Origin of the sequence: Actinoallomurus acaciae, assembly GCF_042429965.1 — a bacterium.
GTDB classification, from domain to species: Bacteria; Actinomycetota; Actinomycetes; order Streptosporangiales; family Streptosporangiaceae; genus Actinoallomurus; species Actinoallomurus acaciae.
This window is the reverse complement of sequence record NZ_JBHLZP010000065.1, coordinates 12,974-28,459: the sequence shown is the minus strand read 5'-3', so window position 1 is coordinate 28,459 and position 15,486 is coordinate 12,974. Positions and strand designations below refer to the sequence as shown.

Below are 15,486 nucleotides of genomic sequence, written 5' to 3'. Positions count from 1 at the left end.
CCGCCGCCGTGAGGCCGGCTGCTCCTCGCCGGCCGCCGCGGCGATCTCCAGGGCGTCCCCGTCGGCGGAGTCGGTGACCCACACGACCTCGCCGGTGTCGCCCAGTACCCGCGGCAACCGGGCACGGACGCCGGGAGTCGCGGCCAGGGCACGCGCCGGTCCGTCGCGGTGGGTGATCCAGTGCACGCCGCCGTGCACCTCGACGGCGCCGGCCCGCCCGGTGTGATCGCAGGACAGGTCGCGAACGTACGGCGAGGCCGGGCGCGGATGCCGCGCCGTACGCGGCCCGGCGAGGCGTACGTCCAACCGGGCCGGCTCCGCGTCGAGCCCGTCCACCAGCCACAGGTCTCCGGCGGCCTGGTAGACCACCCGATCGCCGTCGCCGGCGGCGTGGCGGGCGTAGAAGTCCGTCTCCGCGGAGTGCCGCCGCAGGTCCGTACCGTCGGGCGCGACGGAGTACAGGCGTCCGATGCCCTCGTGGTCGGACAGGAACGCCGGCCGTCCCGCGAACCACACCGGGCAGTCGAGGTTGCCGTCGAGGTCGGCCATGACGCGCCGGAACCCGTCGTCCGCCCGTACCCACAGCCGCCCGGTCGCGCCGCCCCGATAGCGCTTCCACGCGGCCGGCTCCTGTCCGGCGACGGTGACCAGGGCCACGGCACCGTCGGATGCGATGTCGGCGGCGCCCACCGGCCCCCAGCCCATCGGCTCCGCGGGCTCGCCGTCCACCGGCACCGCGTACGCGTGGGTCTGGTGGTAGAAGGGCTGCCGCCACGAGGTCACCGCGATGATCCGCCCGTCGGGCGTCCAGCCGCACACCCGCGTCCCGGGCGCGCCCCAGTAGGTGAGCCGGCGGCTCTCACCCCCGTCGGCCGGGGCGACGTGGACCTCCGGATCACCGTCTCGCCCGCTGGTCCAGGCCACCCACCGCCCATCGGGGGAGAACCGCGGGTGGGAGACCGAGACCCCGTCGGCGGACAGGCGCCAGGCGCGCCCGCCGGACAGCGGCGCGATCCAGACATCGTCTTCAGCCACGAAGGTCAGCAGATCACCACGGACGTGGGGATAACGCAGATAACCAGGCACAGTCACGGGCGTCGATGCTAAAGGGTGTCGCGCCGTGCCGTACCGGAGTCGTGCCGGGCGGACCGGGCACTCCGCATGAGGGGCAAGATGGAATACGTGCGCCTCATCGACCGCCTGCCCGCCGCCCCCGACCCCGACGCCGTCTTCGACGCCTTCAACGAGTGGGTCGGCGAGCGTGGCATCACGCTGTACCCGGCGCAAGAAGAGGCGCTCATCGAGGTCGTCTCCGGCTCGAACGTCATCCTCAACACCCCGACCGGCTCCGGCAAGAGCCTGGTCGCGGCCGGCGCGCACTTCGCGGCGCTGGCCCGCGACCAGGTCACCTTCTACACCGCGCCGATCAAGGCACTGGTCTCGGAGAAGTTCTTCGACCTGATCGCGATGTTCGGCAGCGAGAACGTCGGCATGATGACCGGCGACGCGAGCGTCAACGCCGACGCCCCGATCATCTGCTGCACCGCCGAGGTGCTGGCGAGCATCGCCCTGCGCGACGGCACCGACGCCGACATCGGCCAGGTCGTGATGGATGAGTTCCACTTCTACGCCGAGCCGGACCGCGGCTGGGCGTGGCAGATTCCGCTGCTCGAACTCCCGCAGGCCCAGTTCCTGCTGATGTCGGCGACGCTCGGCGATGTCTCGCGGTTCGAGGAGGACCTCACCCGGCGTACGGGACGGCCCACCGCCGTGGTCACCTCGGCGACCCGGCCGGTGCCGCTGAAGTACGAGTACCGGGTCACGCCGCTGCACGAGACGATCGAGGAGCTGCTGGAGGACCAGAAGGCCCCCGTCTACATCGTCCACTTCACCCAGGCCGCGGCGGCCGAACGCGCTCAGGCCCTGACCAGCATCAACGTCTGCTCACGCGCGGAGAAGGACGAGATCGCGGCGCTCATCGGGGGTTTTCGCTTCACCACGAAGTTCGGCCAGACGCTGTCCCGGCTCGTACGGCACGGCATCGGCATCCACCACGCCGGGATGCTGCCGAAGTACCGCCGCCTGGTCGAACGCCTCGCCCAGGCCGGGCTGCTCAAGGTCATCTGCGGCACCGACACGCTCGGCGTGGGCGTCAACGTCCCGATCCGCACGGTGCTGTTCACCGCGCTCAGCAAGTACGACGGAAGCCGGGTGCGCCGCCTGCGGGCGCGGGAGTTCCACCAGATCGCCGGGCGGGCGGGCCGGGCCGGCTTCGACGTCGTCGGCTTCGTCGTCGTGCAGGCGCCCGAGCACGTCGTGGAGAACGAGAAGGCCCTCGCCAAGGCGGGCGACGACCCGAAGAAGCGGCGCAAGGTCGTCCGCAAGAAGGCGCCCGAGGGCTTCGTGAGCTGGGACGAGGAGGTGTTCAACAAGCTCATCGCCGCCGAGCCGGAGCCACTGCAGTCGCGCTTCCAGGTCAGCCACGCGATGCTGCTCAGCGTCATCGGCCGGCCCGGCAACGCGTTCCAGGCGATGAAGAAGCTGCTCACCGACAACCACGAGGACCGCGCCCGGCAGCGCAAGCACATCTCCCAGGCGATCGCGATCTACCGGAGCCTGCTGGCCGGCGGGGTCGTGGAGCAACTGGAGCAGCCCGACGCCGAGGGCCGGTACGCCCGCCTGACCGTCGACCTGCAGGAGGACTTCGCGCTCAACCAGCCGCTGTCGACATTCGCGCTGGCCACATTCGAGCTGCTCGACCCGGCTTCGCCGTCGTACGCACTGGACGTGCTGTCGGTGATCGAGTCGATCCTGGAGAACCCGCGCCAGATCCTCGCCGCCCAGGAGAACAAGGCCAAGGCCGAGGCGGTCGCGCAGATGAAGGCCGACGGCGTGGAGTACGAGGAGCGGATGGAGCTCCTCCAGGACATCACGTATCCCAAGCCGCTCGAGGACACGCTCTACGGCGCGTACGACGTCTACCGCAGCGGGCATCCGTGGGTGGCCGACCATCCGCTCCAGCCGAAGTCGGTCGTCCGCGACATGTACGAGCAGGCGATGACGTTCACCGAGTACGTCGCCTACTACCAGCTCGCCCGCGCCGAGGGCATCGTGCTGCGCTACCTCGCGAGCGCCTACAAGGCGCTCCAGCAGACCGTGCCCGACTCGGTGAAGACCGAGGACCTGCACGACCTCATCGAGTGGCTCGGCGAGCTGGTCCGCCAGGTCGACTCCAGCCTCCTCGACGAATGGGAGCAGCTCCAGAACCCCTCGGCCGAACCCCAGGCCGAGATCGAGGAGACACCGAACGCGGTCACCGCGAACGAGCGCGCGTTCCGGGTGCTGGTCCGCAACGCGATGTTCCGCCGGGTCGAGCTGGCCGCGCTGGAGCGCTACGACGACCTGGGCGAACTGGACACCGGTGACGGCTGGGACGCCGACCGCTGGGCGGACGCGCTGGACGCCTATTTCGAGGAACACGAGGAGATCCAGACCGGCCCGGACGCGCGCGGCCCGAAGCTGCTGCAGATCGAGCAGGAGGCCGAGCTGTGGCGGGTACGCCAGGTCTTCGACGACCCGGCGGGCCACCATGACTGGGGCATCAGCGCCGAGGTCGACCTGCAAGCCTCGGACGAGGAGGGCCGCGCGGTCATCCACGTCACCTCGGTCAACCGCCTCTGAAACCTCGGACGTCGTCCACAGGGGAGTTATCCACAGCCGTACCGGAAGCCTTCCCGGCATGGCGCGGAGCGTTGGACAATGTGAATGGGATGGCTCCCCCTGGGAGGGCGGGCCTTGTCCACCAGGCCTTGTCCACCAGGCCTTGTCCACCAGGCCTTGTCCACCAGGCCTTGTCCACCAGGCCTTGTCCACCAGGCCTTGTCCACCCGACCTTAGGCACGCGATGACCGCTCGCCCGTCGGCGATCGCCGACGGGCCGGGGCCGAATGTCGGGGATCTCACGGATGTTGGGCGATTCATATGTCCCTATTCTCGGGAAATAATCTTGTTTCGGCTCCTTCTGAGGAACGGGTATGCACGGGCTTCGCTTCGCGGTTCTGGGCCCGGTCCGCGCATGGCGTCACGACACCGAGCTCGACCTCGGCACCCCCCAGCAGCGGGCCGTGCTGGCCGTGCTCCTGCTGCGGCGTGGCCGTACGGTGACCGCCGAGGAGCTGGTCGACGCCCTGTGGGGCGAGGAGCCGCCGGTACGCGCGATGACCGCCCTGCGCACCTACGTCTCGCGGCTGCGTGCCGTCCTGGAGCCCGAGCGCGTGGCGCGGCAGAAGGCGACCGTGATGGTCTCGGAGGCCGGTGGGTACGCGCTGCGGCTGCCGCGGGCCGCGCTCGACCTCAGCGTGTTCGAGGACGGGCTGGCCGCCGCCGAGGAGGCGCGGCGCGCCGATGACCTGGCCGGAGCCGCCGCCGCTCTGCGTTCGGCGCTGGACGTCTGGGACGGCGAGCCGCTGTGCGGCATTCACGGCGGCTGGGCCGAGGCGCAGCGCGTCCACCTGGACGAGCAGCGGCTCACCGCCGTGGAGGACCGGTACGCCATCGACCTGGAGCGGGGCCGCGCGGCGGAGTCGGTGGCCGACCTGACCGAGCTGACCATCGCGCACCCGCTGCGTGAGCGCCTGCGCGGGCTGCTCATGCTCGCGCTGTACCGGTGCGGGCGGCAGGCCGAGGCGCTCGCCGTGTACGCCGACACGCGCCGGGTGCTCGTCGAGGAGCTGGGCATCGACCCCGGGCCGGAGCTGGCCGAGCTGCACGCCAAGGTGCTGGCCGCCGACGCCTCCCTGGCCGAGAGGCCGTCCGAGCCCGTACGTCCCGCGGAGCCGGCGCGTCCGCTGCCGGTGCCCGCGCAACTCCCGGCGGACGTCACCGACTTCACCGGGCGCTCGGCCATCGTGACCGAGTTGACCGCCGTGCTCACCGAGGCGGACCGTACCGCGATGCCGGTCGTGGCGGTGGCCGGCATCGGCGGGATCGGCAAGACGACTCTCGCCGTCCACCTGGGCCACGCGGTGCGGCCGCACTACCCCGACGGCCAGCTGTTCGCCGAGCTGCGCGGAGCGGGCCCCGAACCGGCCGGGCCCGAGGCCGTGCTCGGCGCGTTCCTGCGCGCGCTCGGCACCCTCGACAAGGATGTTCCGGCCGGGCTGGAGGAGCGGTCGGCGCTGCTGCGCAGCCGCATGGCCGACCGGCGGATGCTCGTGCTGCTGGACGACGCACGCGACGCCGACCAGGTGCGCGCGCTGCTGCCCGGCTCGGCCGGCTGCGCGGTGATCGTGACCAGCCGGTCGCGGCTCGCCGGCATGCACGCCGCCCGTACGGTCGACCTGGACGGCCTGGTCACCGACGAGGCGATCGCGCTGTTCGGCCGCATCGCCGGTGAGCAGCGGGTCGAGGACGAACGCGAGATCGCGGCCGAGGTCGCGGCGGCCTGCGGGCACCTGCCCCTCGCCGTACGCATCGTGGGCTCGCGGCTGGCGTCGCGGCGGAGCTGGTCGATGGCGACGATCGCCGAACGCCTCACGGACGAGAGGCGGCGGCTCGATGAGATGCGGGTCGGCAACCACACCGTCTCGGCGACGTTCGAGCTCGGGTACGGCCAGCTCTACGACGAGCAGGCGCGGGCGTTCCGGCTGCTGGCCCTGCCGGACGTGCACGACGTGTCGCTGGACGCGGCGGCGGCCGTCCTCGGCCTGCCCGTACCGGCGACGGAGGACCTGCTGGAGTCGCTGGTCGACGCGAGCCTGCTGGAGACTCCCGCGCCGGGCCGCTACCGGTACCACGACCTGCTCCGGCTCTTCGCCCGCCGGCAGGCCGAGAGGTATGACTCCGAGGTCGCGCGGGCCGAGGTGCCGCACCGGATGCTCGACTTCTACTTCGCCTCCGCGCGCAACGCCTACCAGGTCGCCGAGTCCGGGGAGGGCGACCAGCTGAGCACCCCGGAGACCCGCGGCACCGAGTTCGCCACGGCCGAGAAGGCGCTGGCCTGGCTCGGCGGCGAGACCGCGAACCTGTGCGCGGTGATCGCCGAGGCCACCCGCGGCGACGCCCCCGACCTGGCCGTCGCCGCCGACCTGCTGCTCAGCCTCGAACCGCTCATCATGTCCGGCACCCACCTGTGGGAGTTCGAGCAGACGGCACGGCTCGTGGTCACCGCCGCGCTGGAGAAGAACGACGCTCGCACCCGCGGCCGGGCCGGCTACCTGCTCGGCCTGATCCTCCACGTCGCGTTCCGGCTGGAGGAGGCCGAGGCCAGCCTCCGTACGACGGTCGAGCTGGCCGAGGCCTCCGGGGACGACCACATACGTGCCGAGGCGCTCAACGGCGTCGGCGTCGTCACCTTCGAACACCGCCGGTACGAGGACGCGTTCGGGTTCTTCGAGCGCGCGGCCGGCGTCTTCGCCGGGCTGGGCTCCCCCGAGGGTGAGGCCAACTGCCTCAGCAACATGGCGCGCGCCGCCGCCGAGCTGCACCGCGACAAGGAGGCACTCGACGCGGCGGAGCGGAGCCTGGAGCTGTTCCGCGCGCAGGGCAGCGCGATGGGCGCGGCCAAGGCGATGCAGTACCTGGGGGCGACCCTCGACGGGATGGGACGGCCGGAGGACGCGATCCCGTACTACCTCGACTGCCTGGCCGTCTTCCGTTCCACCGGGCAGCGTCTACGCGAGCACCACACGCTGTACCGGCTGGCCGAGAGCCACCTGCGGGCCGGCCGGCCCACCGAGGCGGTCGCCAACGCCGAGGAGGCCCTCGCCATCGCCCGCGAGATCGGCCAGCGGTTCGGCCAGGGACGGGCCCTCGACGTGCTCGGCCGGGCGCTCACCGCCGACGGCCGGCCGGACGAGGGGCGTACGTGCTGGGAGCAGGCGCTCGGCGTGTTCCAGGCCCTCGGGGCCCCGGCCGCCGAAGATGTACGCGCCCTGCTCGACCGCGCGCCCGCGACACGTTGATCAGATGGTGATGGAACGTCACTAGGCTCCCGCCATCGATCCCGAAGAAAGGCGCGGAAACGATGGCCGACCAGCCCAAGACCACCGATGAGACGACACCGGCGACCGACGACAAGGACGACCTCGTCCACCCGGACGGCATGAACCCGCACATCGTGCCCGAGGAGAAGTCCGGCGAGGACGAGAGCGGCGAGTAGCCGGGATGCCCGGAGCGGGCGTGTCCTTCCGGAACGTCCACGTCCGCTCCTCACCCGGGCGACATCTGTGCAAAAGTGATCAGATGTTCGAACAGATGTGCGCGGAGCTGAGCCGCGCCGCCATCGACCGGGATGAACAGGCCTTCGGGGGGCTCCTTCAGGAGGTGCATCGGGCGGCCGCCGCGGTTCCCGCCGCCGAGCTCACCGCGGGGGTGCGGCTGCTGGCCCAGGGCATCGCCCAGGCGTCGCTGGACCAGGCCGCCTGGCTCGCGGTGATGAGCGGGGCCATCGTGGAGAACGGCGCCGACGCGGACGCGCCGGGCACCGCCGTGATGGGCCGCCTGCACGAGGTGACGACCGGTGCGCTCACCTTCGCCGACGCGTGGGAGAAGGCCGCGGGCGGCGAACCGCCGGACCCGGCGGAGAACGAACCCTCCCGGGAGGCCTGGGAGGTCGTACGGCCCGGGCTCGGCGACGGTGCGGGACCGGCGATGGAGGCATGGTGGTCGCTGCCGAGGTTCGCGCTGGCGGCGTCCACGGTGCTGTCGGTCTCCCCGATGGTGCGGGCGTCGGTGCCCGACCGCGAGTCGCTGGCGGCCACGGTGGACCGGGCCGAGCGTCACTGCGGCCAACTGGGGTACGTCCGCGATCTCCTGCGGGTCCTGGACGGTGAGCGCCTGCTCGTACTGGACCGCGCCAGCGGCCGCGGCTGGACGGTCGTCATCGGCGGAATCGGCGACAACTTCCAGCTGCACACGCTGCTCGCGGGCGCGCTCATCGGGCCGGATCGGCTGCCCGGGAACGCCCCCGACCCGCGCTGGGTGGCCTCATCCCTCGACCAGGACGTCCCGCCCGACACTCCGGCGGTGACCGGCCGGTGGAACCTCGTGGACGTCGACGGCGAGTGGATCTGGAACGAAGGCGTCCCGGCCGACATCCCCGAGGTCGGCGGCACCCGTGTCGTGGTGCTCGACCCGCCCTCGTACGCACGGTCGTGGAACCCGGGGCGCCGCTTCCCGCAGATGCCGGCGTCGATCTTCGTCGAGACGGCGCACGACCCGGCGAGCCTGCGGGGCTGGTGGCAGCGGGTCAGGCCGGCGACGACGCGTCCGACCGGCTGACCGGCACCGCGCCCGCCATCAGCGGCCGTCCTCCAGAGCGTCCAGGAACTCCTTGGCCCACAGGTCGACGTCGTGCTCGATCACCCGCTTGCGCATCGACCGCATCCGGCGGGCGCGCTCGGTCGGGCTCGCGTGCATGGCCTCCCACATGCGGTTCTTCGTGCCGCCGATGTCGTACGGGTTGACCAGGAAGGCGCGGTGCAGTTCCGCGGCCGCGCCGGCGAACTCGCTGAGCAGCAGGGCGCCCCGGAGGTCGGGCCGGCAGGCGACGTACTCCTTGGCCACGAGGTTCATGCCGTCTCGCAGCGGCGTCACCACCATCACGTCCGCGGCCAGGTAGAGCGCGGCGAGCTCCTCGCGGGTGTAGGACGTGTGCATGTAGTTGATGATCGGTGCGCCCAGCTCGGCGTACAGGCCGTTGGCGCGGCCGACCTGGAGCTCGATCTCGTCGCGCAGGATGCGGTATTCCTCGACGCGCTCCCGGCTCGGCGTCGCGACCTGCACGAACACCGCGTCGCCGCTCTTGAGGCGCTCGTCCTCGAACAGCTCGGTGAACGCCTCCAGCCGCTGCTGGATGCCCTTGGTGTAGTCGAGGCGGTCGACGCCCAGCAGCACCGACGCCGGGTTGCCGAGGTCCTCGCGGATCTGCGCCGCGCGCTTTTGCACCCCCGGATCGGCGGCCAGGGTGATGAGCTCGTTCGCGTCCACCGAGATGGGAAAGTGGTCGGCGCGTACGGTGCGGCCCTCGATCGCCACCTCGTGGCCCTGCGGCTTCAGGTCCAGGAAACGACGGCACAGCCGGACGAAGTTGGACGCCGCGTCACGGCTCTGGAAGCCGACGAGGTCGGCGCCCAGCAGCCCCTGGAGGATGTCACGCCGCCAGGGCAGTTGCTGGAACAGCTCCATCGGCGGGAACGGGATGTGCAGGAAGAAGCCGATGCGCAGGTCGGGACGGAGCTCGCGCAGCATCTTGGGTACGAGCTGGAGCTGGTAGTCCTGCACCCAGACGATCGCGCCCTCGGCCGCGACGTCGGCGGCGGCGCGGGCGAACCTCCGGTTGACCCGCTCGTAGACCTCCCACAGGCTCCGGCGGTAGACCGGCTGCGCGATCACGTCGTGATACAGCGGCCAGAGGGTCGCGTTGGAGAATCCCTCGTAGTAGTACTCGACGTCCCGTGCCGACAGGCGTACGGGGATCAGCGAGAGCCCTTCGGCCTCGAACGGCTCGAGGTCCTGATCCGGGGCGCCCGACCAGCCGACCCACGCTCCCTGACGACGCTGCATGACCGGGACGATGGCGGTGACCAGCCCGCCAGGGCTGCGCCGCCAGGTCGCCTCGCCCTCACCGTCGGTGACCCGATCGACCGGCAGACGGTTGGCGACAACGACGAACTCACTCTTCTTGGACACATCCACGCCACATACTTCCCCCGAATATCGGGTCTTGACCCTGATGGGCGACTTATGTGGCGATGGTCATGCCAAAGCCCGCCTGTCGCCATCGACACGTCACCCGGCGGCAACGGACGACAGGAGCCGCACGGTCCCGGCTCAGGACCCGTCGATCAGCTCGGTCAGCCTCCTCGGCTCGAACGTGATCTGGTCGAAGGTCGCCGAACAGCCGTCCCCGATGGGCGACTGGGCGAAGAAGCCGTACGACGGGGCGCCGGAGGCGTACAGGGCGAAGTGCCGGATCAGCCGCCAGTACGTCCCGTCGAGCGATGCGTGGAAGGCGTACGCGGAGTCGACGCGGGCGACGCGGAGCCAGACCTGACCGCCGGGCACGACGAAGCCGCTGGCGCGGTCGGAGGTGCCGCGGGTGACGACCGAGACGGTCTCGGGCTCGTTCTGGGCGGACGTCTCCAGGCCCAGCTTGGCCCACGCGCGGTCGTTGAGCCACACGAGCAGCCCGCCGGCGTCGTGCGGCCGGGCGTGGCCCACCGACACGCGGGCGCTGAGCAGGAAGTCGCCCTGCGCGTGCGCGAACAGGCGCGGAGCGTCGAGTGCCTCCGCGGTGCGTTGCGGGCTGATGAACAGGTCCGTGCCGGGCCTGGCGTCGATCACGAGACCGTCGTCCTGCGGAAGGTAGGAGCCGCCCGCGGCCCCTCCGCCCCATCGCAGGGACACGGGGATCCGCGGAATTCCGACCTGCTCCGCTGCCTGCGTCACACCCGTCTCCTTCAAGTCCGGGAACAGCGTCCGGGAACGCTCCAAAAATACGGTGTAAACAGGCAGCTCGTACATAGTTCACCGTGGTGGGCCACCCCAGTTTTTTCGCATTAGGGGGCTTCATGGGCTGGACCGGGCATACCAGGGCGACGGCTAATCTTCGCTGGTACGCGTGGTGACAGAGCCGTGACCTGCGGTCCGCCGCGCGCCGAGCGCGGAGGGAGCGACGGCGTGGATCCTCGTATTCGCCGGGTACGGGAAGCCGATGTCGAGGCCGTGGTGGAACTGGTGCACGCCCTGGCCGAATACGAACGGCTGACCGACGAATGCACGATGACCCCGGCCCAGCTGCACGCCGCCCTGTTCGCCCCGGAACCGGCGCTGTTCGGGCACGTGGCGGAGGTGGACGGGGAGATCGTCGGCTTCACACTGTGGTTCCTGAACTTCTCGACCTTCCGCGGGACCCACGGCATCTACCTGGAGGACCTGTTCGTCCGCCCGAACCATCGGGGTACGGGCCTGGGACGCGCGCTGCTGACGACGCTGGCCGAGGAATGCGTCACGAAGGGCTACTCCCGGCTGGAGTGGTCGGTCCTGGACTGGAACACGCCGTCGATCGGCTTCTACGAGTCGCTGGGCGCCGTCCCGAGAGACGGCTGGACGGTGTACCGCCTGACCGGCGACGCCCTGACCACCGCGGGCAAGGGCGCATGAGCATCGCCTGAGGCCGTGTGGTGCGCGTCACACCGGGGAGATGTCACGTCACGCCCGAGCTGCTTGTCCCATGGGCGTCACCGGCACCACGGTGACCTGATCCCGGGAGGGCAGCAATGAAGAACGACCACCACGTCGTCATCCTCGGCGCCGGCTACACGGGCATGTTGGCCGCGATCCGCCTCGCCCACCGCACCCGGCGTGCCGATGTGCGGATCACCCTGGTCAACCCCTCGGCGCGATTCACCGAACGGCTGCGGATGCACCAGATCGCCGCCGGGCAGCGCCTGGCCGACCACCAGATCCCCGACCTGCTCGACGGCACCGGCATCTCCTTCGTCCAGGGCACGGCGACCGCCATCGACCCCGACGGCCGCACGGTCGTGGTCGACGACGGCGCGGCGACGCTGGACTACGACACCCTGGTGTACGCCCTGGGCAGTTCCGCCGCCACCGGCCGGGTGCCCGGCGCCGACGCCCACGCCTTCACACTGAGCAGCCCGCAGCACGCCGTCCGCCTCGCCGCACGGCTCGACGAGGTCGCGGCGGCAGGCGGCACCGTCACCGTCTGCGGCAGCGGCCTGACCGGCGTCGAGGCGACGGCCGAGATCGCCGAGGCCCACCCCGGCCTGCGCGTCACGCTGGTCGGCCTCGATGAGCCGGGCGCGATGATGGGCGCCAAGGCGCGCGCCCACCTGCACCGGGCACTCGACCGCCTCGGCGTCACCGTCAAGGTGGGCTCTCGGGTCAGCAAAGTGCTGCCCGACGCCGTCGAACTGGAGACCGGGGAGATCCTCCCCTCGGACGTGTGCCTGTGGACCGCGGGCGTCACCGTGCCCTCACTCGCGGCCGACGCCGGGATCGCCGTGGACGACCGCGGTCTGATCCTGGTCGACGCGACGCTGCGCTCGGTGTCTCATCCCGACATCCACGCCATCGGTGACGCCGCCGCGGTCCGAATGGCCTGGGGACGGATTCATGGCACCTGCCAGAGCGGCATGCCCACCGCCCAGTACACCGCCGACGCGATCGTCCGGCTGCTGCGCGGCAAGCCGGTCAAGCCGTTCCGGTTCGGCTACATCCACCAGCCGGTCAGCCTCGGCCGCCACGACGCCGTCATCCAGTTCACCCACGCGGACGACACCCCGCGCCGGGCCTACCTCAAGGGCCGCGCCGCCGCCTTTTACAAGGAGTCCGTCAGCGGCAGCCCGGTCCCGGTGTACCGGCTCAGCAAGCGCATGAACGTCAGCGCCACCCTCTTCAAGGGCGGCCGTGCCACCCGCGAGCCCGCCGCGTGAGTGCACACTGTTCGGGATGCGGGCTTATCGCCTAACGGAGAGTCTGAGCCGATGACCGACGCGACGCCTGACCCCTACATCGAGCACCGGCGGCTGCTGTTCGCCACCGCCTACCGCATGCTGGGCAGCGTCACCGACGCCGAGGACGTCCTCCAGGACGCGTGGCTGGCCTGGAACTCGACGGACCGCGCCACGGTCCGCAACCCCAGGGCGTACCTCGTGCGGGCGGTCACCAACCTGTCGTTGAACCGGCTCACCTCCACCCGGGCGACCCGTGAGACCTACGTCGGCCCGTGGCTGCCCGAACCGCTGCTCACCTCGCCCGACGCGGCCACGGACGCCGAACGGGCCGACACCGTCTCCACCGCGATGCTGGTCGTGCTGGAAACCCTCAGCCCCGTCGAACGCGCGGTCTTCGTGCTTCGCGAGGTCTTCGGCTACTCGCACGGCGAGATCGCCGAGACCCTCGACCGCCCCGAACCGACCATCCGCCAGATCGCCCGCCGTGCTCGCGAGCACATCCAGGCCCGCCGTCCCCGCTTCGACACCGACCGCACCGAACGCGAGAAGGTCACCGCGCGGTTCATCGCGGCCTGCGCGGGCGGCGACCTGAACGCGGTCATGGAACTCCTCGCCCCCGACGTGACCGCCTGGACCGACGGCGGAGGCAAGGTCACCGCCGCCCGCCGTCCCCTGCGCGGGGACAGCCAGGTCGCCCGCTGGATCCTCGGCGTCCTGGCCAAGCCCGAGTCGGCCGGCATGGTCTCGGAGGCGGCCATCATCAACGGCGAGCTGGGCGTCCTGTGCACGGTCGAGGGCCTCCCCGTCGCCGCTCTCACGTTCGACATCGCCGACGGCCGCCTCCACAACCTCTGGTTCCAGGTCAACCCGGACAAGCTCAACGGTCTGCGCGTCGGCAACGGCTGAATCCGACGGTCAGACGGGGTCGCCGGGAAGCCCGGCGAGGGACAGGCGCGGCCCCAGCCACAGGTGGAAGGAACCGGCCGCGTTGAGCCAGGCCGTCGTCGTGGCGTCGAACTGCTCACTCGTCACGCCGCCGCCGACGTGCATCGTCGCCTCGCTCACGATGATGACCGTGCCGTCGTCATCGGTGGCGGTGTAGACCTTCAGGCCCACCGTGTCGCGGTTCCACTCGTCGAGGACGGCCCGGATGGCGGGCTTGTCGTCCACGGTGAAGAAGCGGTCGTAGATGGTGCGGGCGGCGTAGACCTCGCCGTCTCCGTCGAGGGTGAAGAAGAGGCTGTAGCACTGCCAGCGCGTGGCGAGGCGCCCCCGCGTGTCACGCATACAGGCGACCTGGAGTCGCTCGAGAATCCGCTCAATGCGGTCGAGATCGGGCCTGATCACACCCGACTGGGGCGTTTCAGGCGTCGGACTCGGAGGATCGTCTCCCATCGTTCCCACTCCTTCTGCTGACGGCAATGAGATTGTGCCGTACGTAAAGCAGCGCCGCGCCCGCACAGCACTATCTGTGGAAAAGCTCCGGGCTATCCATGAAGAAGTCCGGACGATCTGCCATCACTCGGTGCGAAATATGTCGTTGTAGCGCCTAACTGGACATAAGTCGCGATGTGCATTTATCAGGGGCACTACGAGCGGCGATCGTGTCGCGGTCGCGGGGATGGTCGATGAGAGATTGCGAATCCCGCCGTCGAACGCGGATTCCGATGGCGACGGTACGCCCCGGTGGCGCCTGCAGCTCCGATCGCGAGACCGGCCCTGCCCCAGCACGGGGCGTACCCCTAGTCAGCTGTCATGCGCTACGGCACGGCAGGTCAGGCGTCCGCAGCGGCCAGTTCGATGCGCGCCACCTCGACGCAGTTGCCACCGTTGCCACTGCGGCTGCTCTTCTGCCAGGCGACCATGGTCTCGACGCAGTTGCCGCCGTTGCCGCTGTGGCTGCTCTTGCGCCACGAGGACGCAGGCCGTGGGTTCGTCATGTCGCGAACACCCTTCTTATCGTGTGAGTTCCTTCACCTTGTCGCGAATCAACACCGCAGAGTCGCTGGTGTTGAACGCGGCCGAGCGGAGATGGTCGAAAATGAGGCGCCCTTGCTCTGTGTCGGCGGGCTTCTCCAGATAGACACACCCCACCAGGTGTTCGATGTATAGCAGGTCCGGATAGCCGTCGAAGGTCAATAGAACAAAAGGTCCATCAATCGCGGCATGAATTCCGGCCTGGTATGGGAGCACTTGGATCGACACATTCCCGAGTTCACCGAGGTAGAGCAGGTGTTCCAACTGCTTGACCATCACCGAGGAGTGTTCGACGACTCGGTGGAGGACGGCCTCGTCGATCACCGCCCACACGTGCAGTGGGTCCTTGGACTGGGTCACGCGCTTCTGCCGCGCCAGGCGTACCTCAACGCCGCGGTCGACCTCATCGGTCGGGCGCGACTGGGCGCCGAGGAGGATCGCGCGGGCGTACTCGGGACATTGGAGGAGGCCGGGGATCACCTGAGCCTCGTAGCCGCGCGAGGTGCGGGCCTCGGCCTCGAAGGCCAGGAAGTCGATGAAGCCCTTCTTGACGTAGTCGCTGTACTCGCGCCACCAGTCGCGCTGGCGGGCGCTGCGGGCGAGCAGCACCAGCTGATCGCGCTTGTCCCCGTCGACGCCGTACGACTCGCACAGCTCCATGACCTCGCCGGAGGTGATCCGCATCTTCGCGGTCTCCATGCGGCTGATTTTCGATTGCTCCCAGCTCATCTTCGCCGCCACCTGCTCGCCGGTCATTCCAGCCTGTTCCCGCAGGTGACGAAGCTCTCGTGCGAGCTGACGCCCGCGGACCGTGGGGGTGTACGGCATTGCTTCCTCACATAATGCGCTGAATCACTTGCACTGGATCATCATTCTGGTCCAGAGTGTAATCGCACGACTACAGAACGCTTCATTATCCGCGTTATCCACCAGAGGCTGGGCGGGCCGGCGTGACCGTCCGGTGATCGACATCAGCCGACCACGCCGAGGCGCACCGGCGCAGCCCGCAGACCGCGGCGAGGAGGAC

The 15,486-nt window shown here is 70.4% G+C and carries 12 protein-coding genes and 1 pseudogene; 7 read left to right on the top strand and 6 right to left on the bottom strand.

The features are described from left to right. Positions 1–1,086: pseudogene (locus tag ACFFNX_RS11955) on the bottom strand (peptidase S41); the annotation flags it as partial. Positions 1,087–1,173: 87 nt separating this feature from the next. On the opposite strand from ACFFNX_RS11955, the gene ACFFNX_RS11950 reads away from it, so the two are divergent. The 4 genes from ACFFNX_RS11950 to ACFFNX_RS11935 all read left to right on the top strand — a co-directional run bounded on the left by ACFFNX_RS11950 (position 1,174) and on the right by ACFFNX_RS11935 (position 8,280). Next, positions 1,174–3,681 carry a DEAD/DEAH box helicase gene (locus ACFFNX_RS11950; protein ID WP_378199475.1) on the top strand — a complete coding sequence of 836 codons (2,508 nt, stop codon included), beginning with the start codon at positions 1,174–1,176 and terminating at the stop codon, positions 3,679–3,681. Positions 3,682–4,034: 353 nt separating this feature from the next. Further along, positions 4,035–6,962: an AfsR/SARP family transcriptional regulator gene (locus ACFFNX_RS11945; RefSeq protein ID WP_378199472.1), complete on the top strand. Its 2,928-nt coding sequence runs from the start codon at positions 4,035–4,037 to the stop codon at positions 6,960–6,962. 62 nt (positions 6,963–7,024) lie between these two features. Beyond that, positions 7,025–7,159 (top strand): hypothetical protein, encoded by a 135-nt coding sequence (locus tag ACFFNX_RS11940; RefSeq protein WP_378199469.1) that lies wholly within the window; start codon positions 7,025–7,027, stop codon positions 7,157–7,159. Between the two features lie 83 nt (positions 7,160–7,242). Further along, positions 7,243–8,280 (top strand): hypothetical protein, encoded by a 1,038-nt coding sequence (locus tag ACFFNX_RS11935; RefSeq protein WP_378199466.1) that lies wholly within the window; start codon positions 7,243–7,245, stop codon positions 8,278–8,280. A gap of 18 nt (positions 8,281–8,298) precedes the next feature. Here ACFFNX_RS11935 and ACFFNX_RS11930 read toward each other — a convergent pair whose 3' ends face one another. Both ACFFNX_RS11930 and ACFFNX_RS11925 read right to left on the bottom strand, forming a co-directional pair. Next, positions 8,299–9,690, bottom strand: a complete 1,392-nt coding sequence (locus tag ACFFNX_RS11930; protein WP_378199464.1) for an alpha,alpha-trehalose-phosphate synthase (UDP-forming) — start codon at positions 9,688–9,690, stop codon at positions 8,299–8,301. 141 nt (positions 9,691–9,831) lie between these two features. Beyond that, positions 9,832–10,449 (bottom strand): DUF1349 domain-containing protein, encoded by a 618-nt coding sequence (locus ACFFNX_RS11925; RefSeq protein ID WP_378199461.1) that lies wholly within the window; start codon positions 10,447–10,449, stop codon positions 9,832–9,834. Positions 10,450–10,680: 231 nt separating this feature from the next. Here ACFFNX_RS11925 and ACFFNX_RS11920 point away from each other — a divergent pair, with 231 nt between their 5' ends. The 3 genes from ACFFNX_RS11920 (at position 10,681) to ACFFNX_RS11910 (ending at position 13,388) form a co-directional block, all read left to right on the top strand. Further along, complete coding sequence (locus ACFFNX_RS11920; protein WP_378199458.1) at positions 10,681–11,163, top strand: GNAT family N-acetyltransferase; 483 nt, start codon at positions 10,681–10,683, stop codon at positions 11,161–11,163. Positions 11,164–11,279: 116 nt separating this feature from the next. After that, positions 11,280–12,461 carry an NAD(P)/FAD-dependent oxidoreductase gene (locus ACFFNX_RS11915; RefSeq protein ID WP_378199455.1) on the top strand — a complete coding sequence of 394 codons (1,182 nt, stop codon included), beginning with the start codon at positions 11,280–11,282 and terminating at the stop codon, positions 12,459–12,461. Positions 12,462–12,512: 51 nt separating this feature from the next. Next, a complete protein-coding gene (locus ACFFNX_RS11910; RefSeq protein WP_378199452.1) occupies positions 12,513–13,388 on the top strand; it encodes an RNA polymerase sigma-70 factor in 876 nt (291 codons plus the stop codon). 9 nt (positions 13,389–13,397) lie between these two features. Here ACFFNX_RS11910 and ACFFNX_RS11905 read toward each other — a convergent pair whose 3' ends face one another. The 3 genes from ACFFNX_RS11905 to ACFFNX_RS11895 form a co-directional block, all read right to left on the bottom strand. Next, on the bottom strand, positions 13,398–13,877 hold the full coding sequence (locus ACFFNX_RS11905; RefSeq protein ID WP_378199449.1) for a type III secretion system chaperone family protein: 480 nt from the start codon (positions 13,875–13,877) through the stop codon (positions 13,398–13,400). A gap of 380 nt (positions 13,878–14,257) precedes the next feature. Continuing rightward, on the bottom strand, positions 14,258–14,422 hold the full coding sequence (locus tag ACFFNX_RS11900; protein WP_378199446.1) for a DUF397 domain-containing protein: 165 nt from the start codon (positions 14,420–14,422) through the stop codon (positions 14,258–14,260). Positions 14,423–14,438: 16 nt separating this feature from the next. Next, entirely contained in the window at positions 14,439–15,287 is an 849-nt protein-coding gene (locus tag ACFFNX_RS11895; protein ID WP_378199443.1) for a helix-turn-helix domain-containing protein, read from the bottom strand. Between the last annotated feature and the right edge of the window lie 199 nt (positions 15,288–15,486).

Excerpts from the sequence above, each read along its gene's own strand:
- ACFFNX_RS11950 (WP_378199475.1), top strand. The coding sequence starts at position 1,174 with ATGGAATACGTGCGCCTCATCGACCGCCTGCCCGCCGCCCCCGACCCC.
- ACFFNX_RS11945 (WP_378199472.1), top strand. The coding sequence starts at position 4,035 with ATGCACGGGCTTCGCTTCGCGGTTCTGGGCCCGGTCCGCGCATGGCGT.
- ACFFNX_RS11940 (WP_378199469.1), top strand. The coding sequence starts at position 7,025 with ATGGCCGACCAGCCCAAGACCACCGATGAGACGACACCGGCGACCGAC.
- ACFFNX_RS11935 (WP_378199466.1), top strand. The coding sequence starts at position 7,243 with ATGTTCGAACAGATGTGCGCGGAGCTGAGCCGCGCCGCCATCGACCGG.
- ACFFNX_RS11915 (WP_378199455.1), top strand. The coding sequence starts at position 11,280 with ATGAAGAACGACCACCACGTCGTCATCCTCGGCGCCGGCTACACGGGC.
- ACFFNX_RS11910 (WP_378199452.1), top strand. The coding sequence starts at position 12,513 with ATGACCGACGCGACGCCTGACCCCTACATCGAGCACCGGCGGCTGCTG.
- ACFFNX_RS11905 (WP_378199449.1), bottom strand. The coding sequence starts at position 13,877 with ATGGGAGACGATCCTCCGAGTCCGACGCCTGAAACGCCCCAGTCGGGT.
- ACFFNX_RS11900 (WP_378199446.1), bottom strand. The coding sequence starts at position 14,422 with ATGACGAACCCACGGCCTGCGTCCTCGTGGCGCAAGAGCAGCCACAGC.
- ACFFNX_RS11895 (WP_378199443.1), bottom strand. The coding sequence starts at position 15,287 with ATGCCGTACACCCCCACGGTCCGCGGGCGTCAGCTCGCACGAGAGCTT.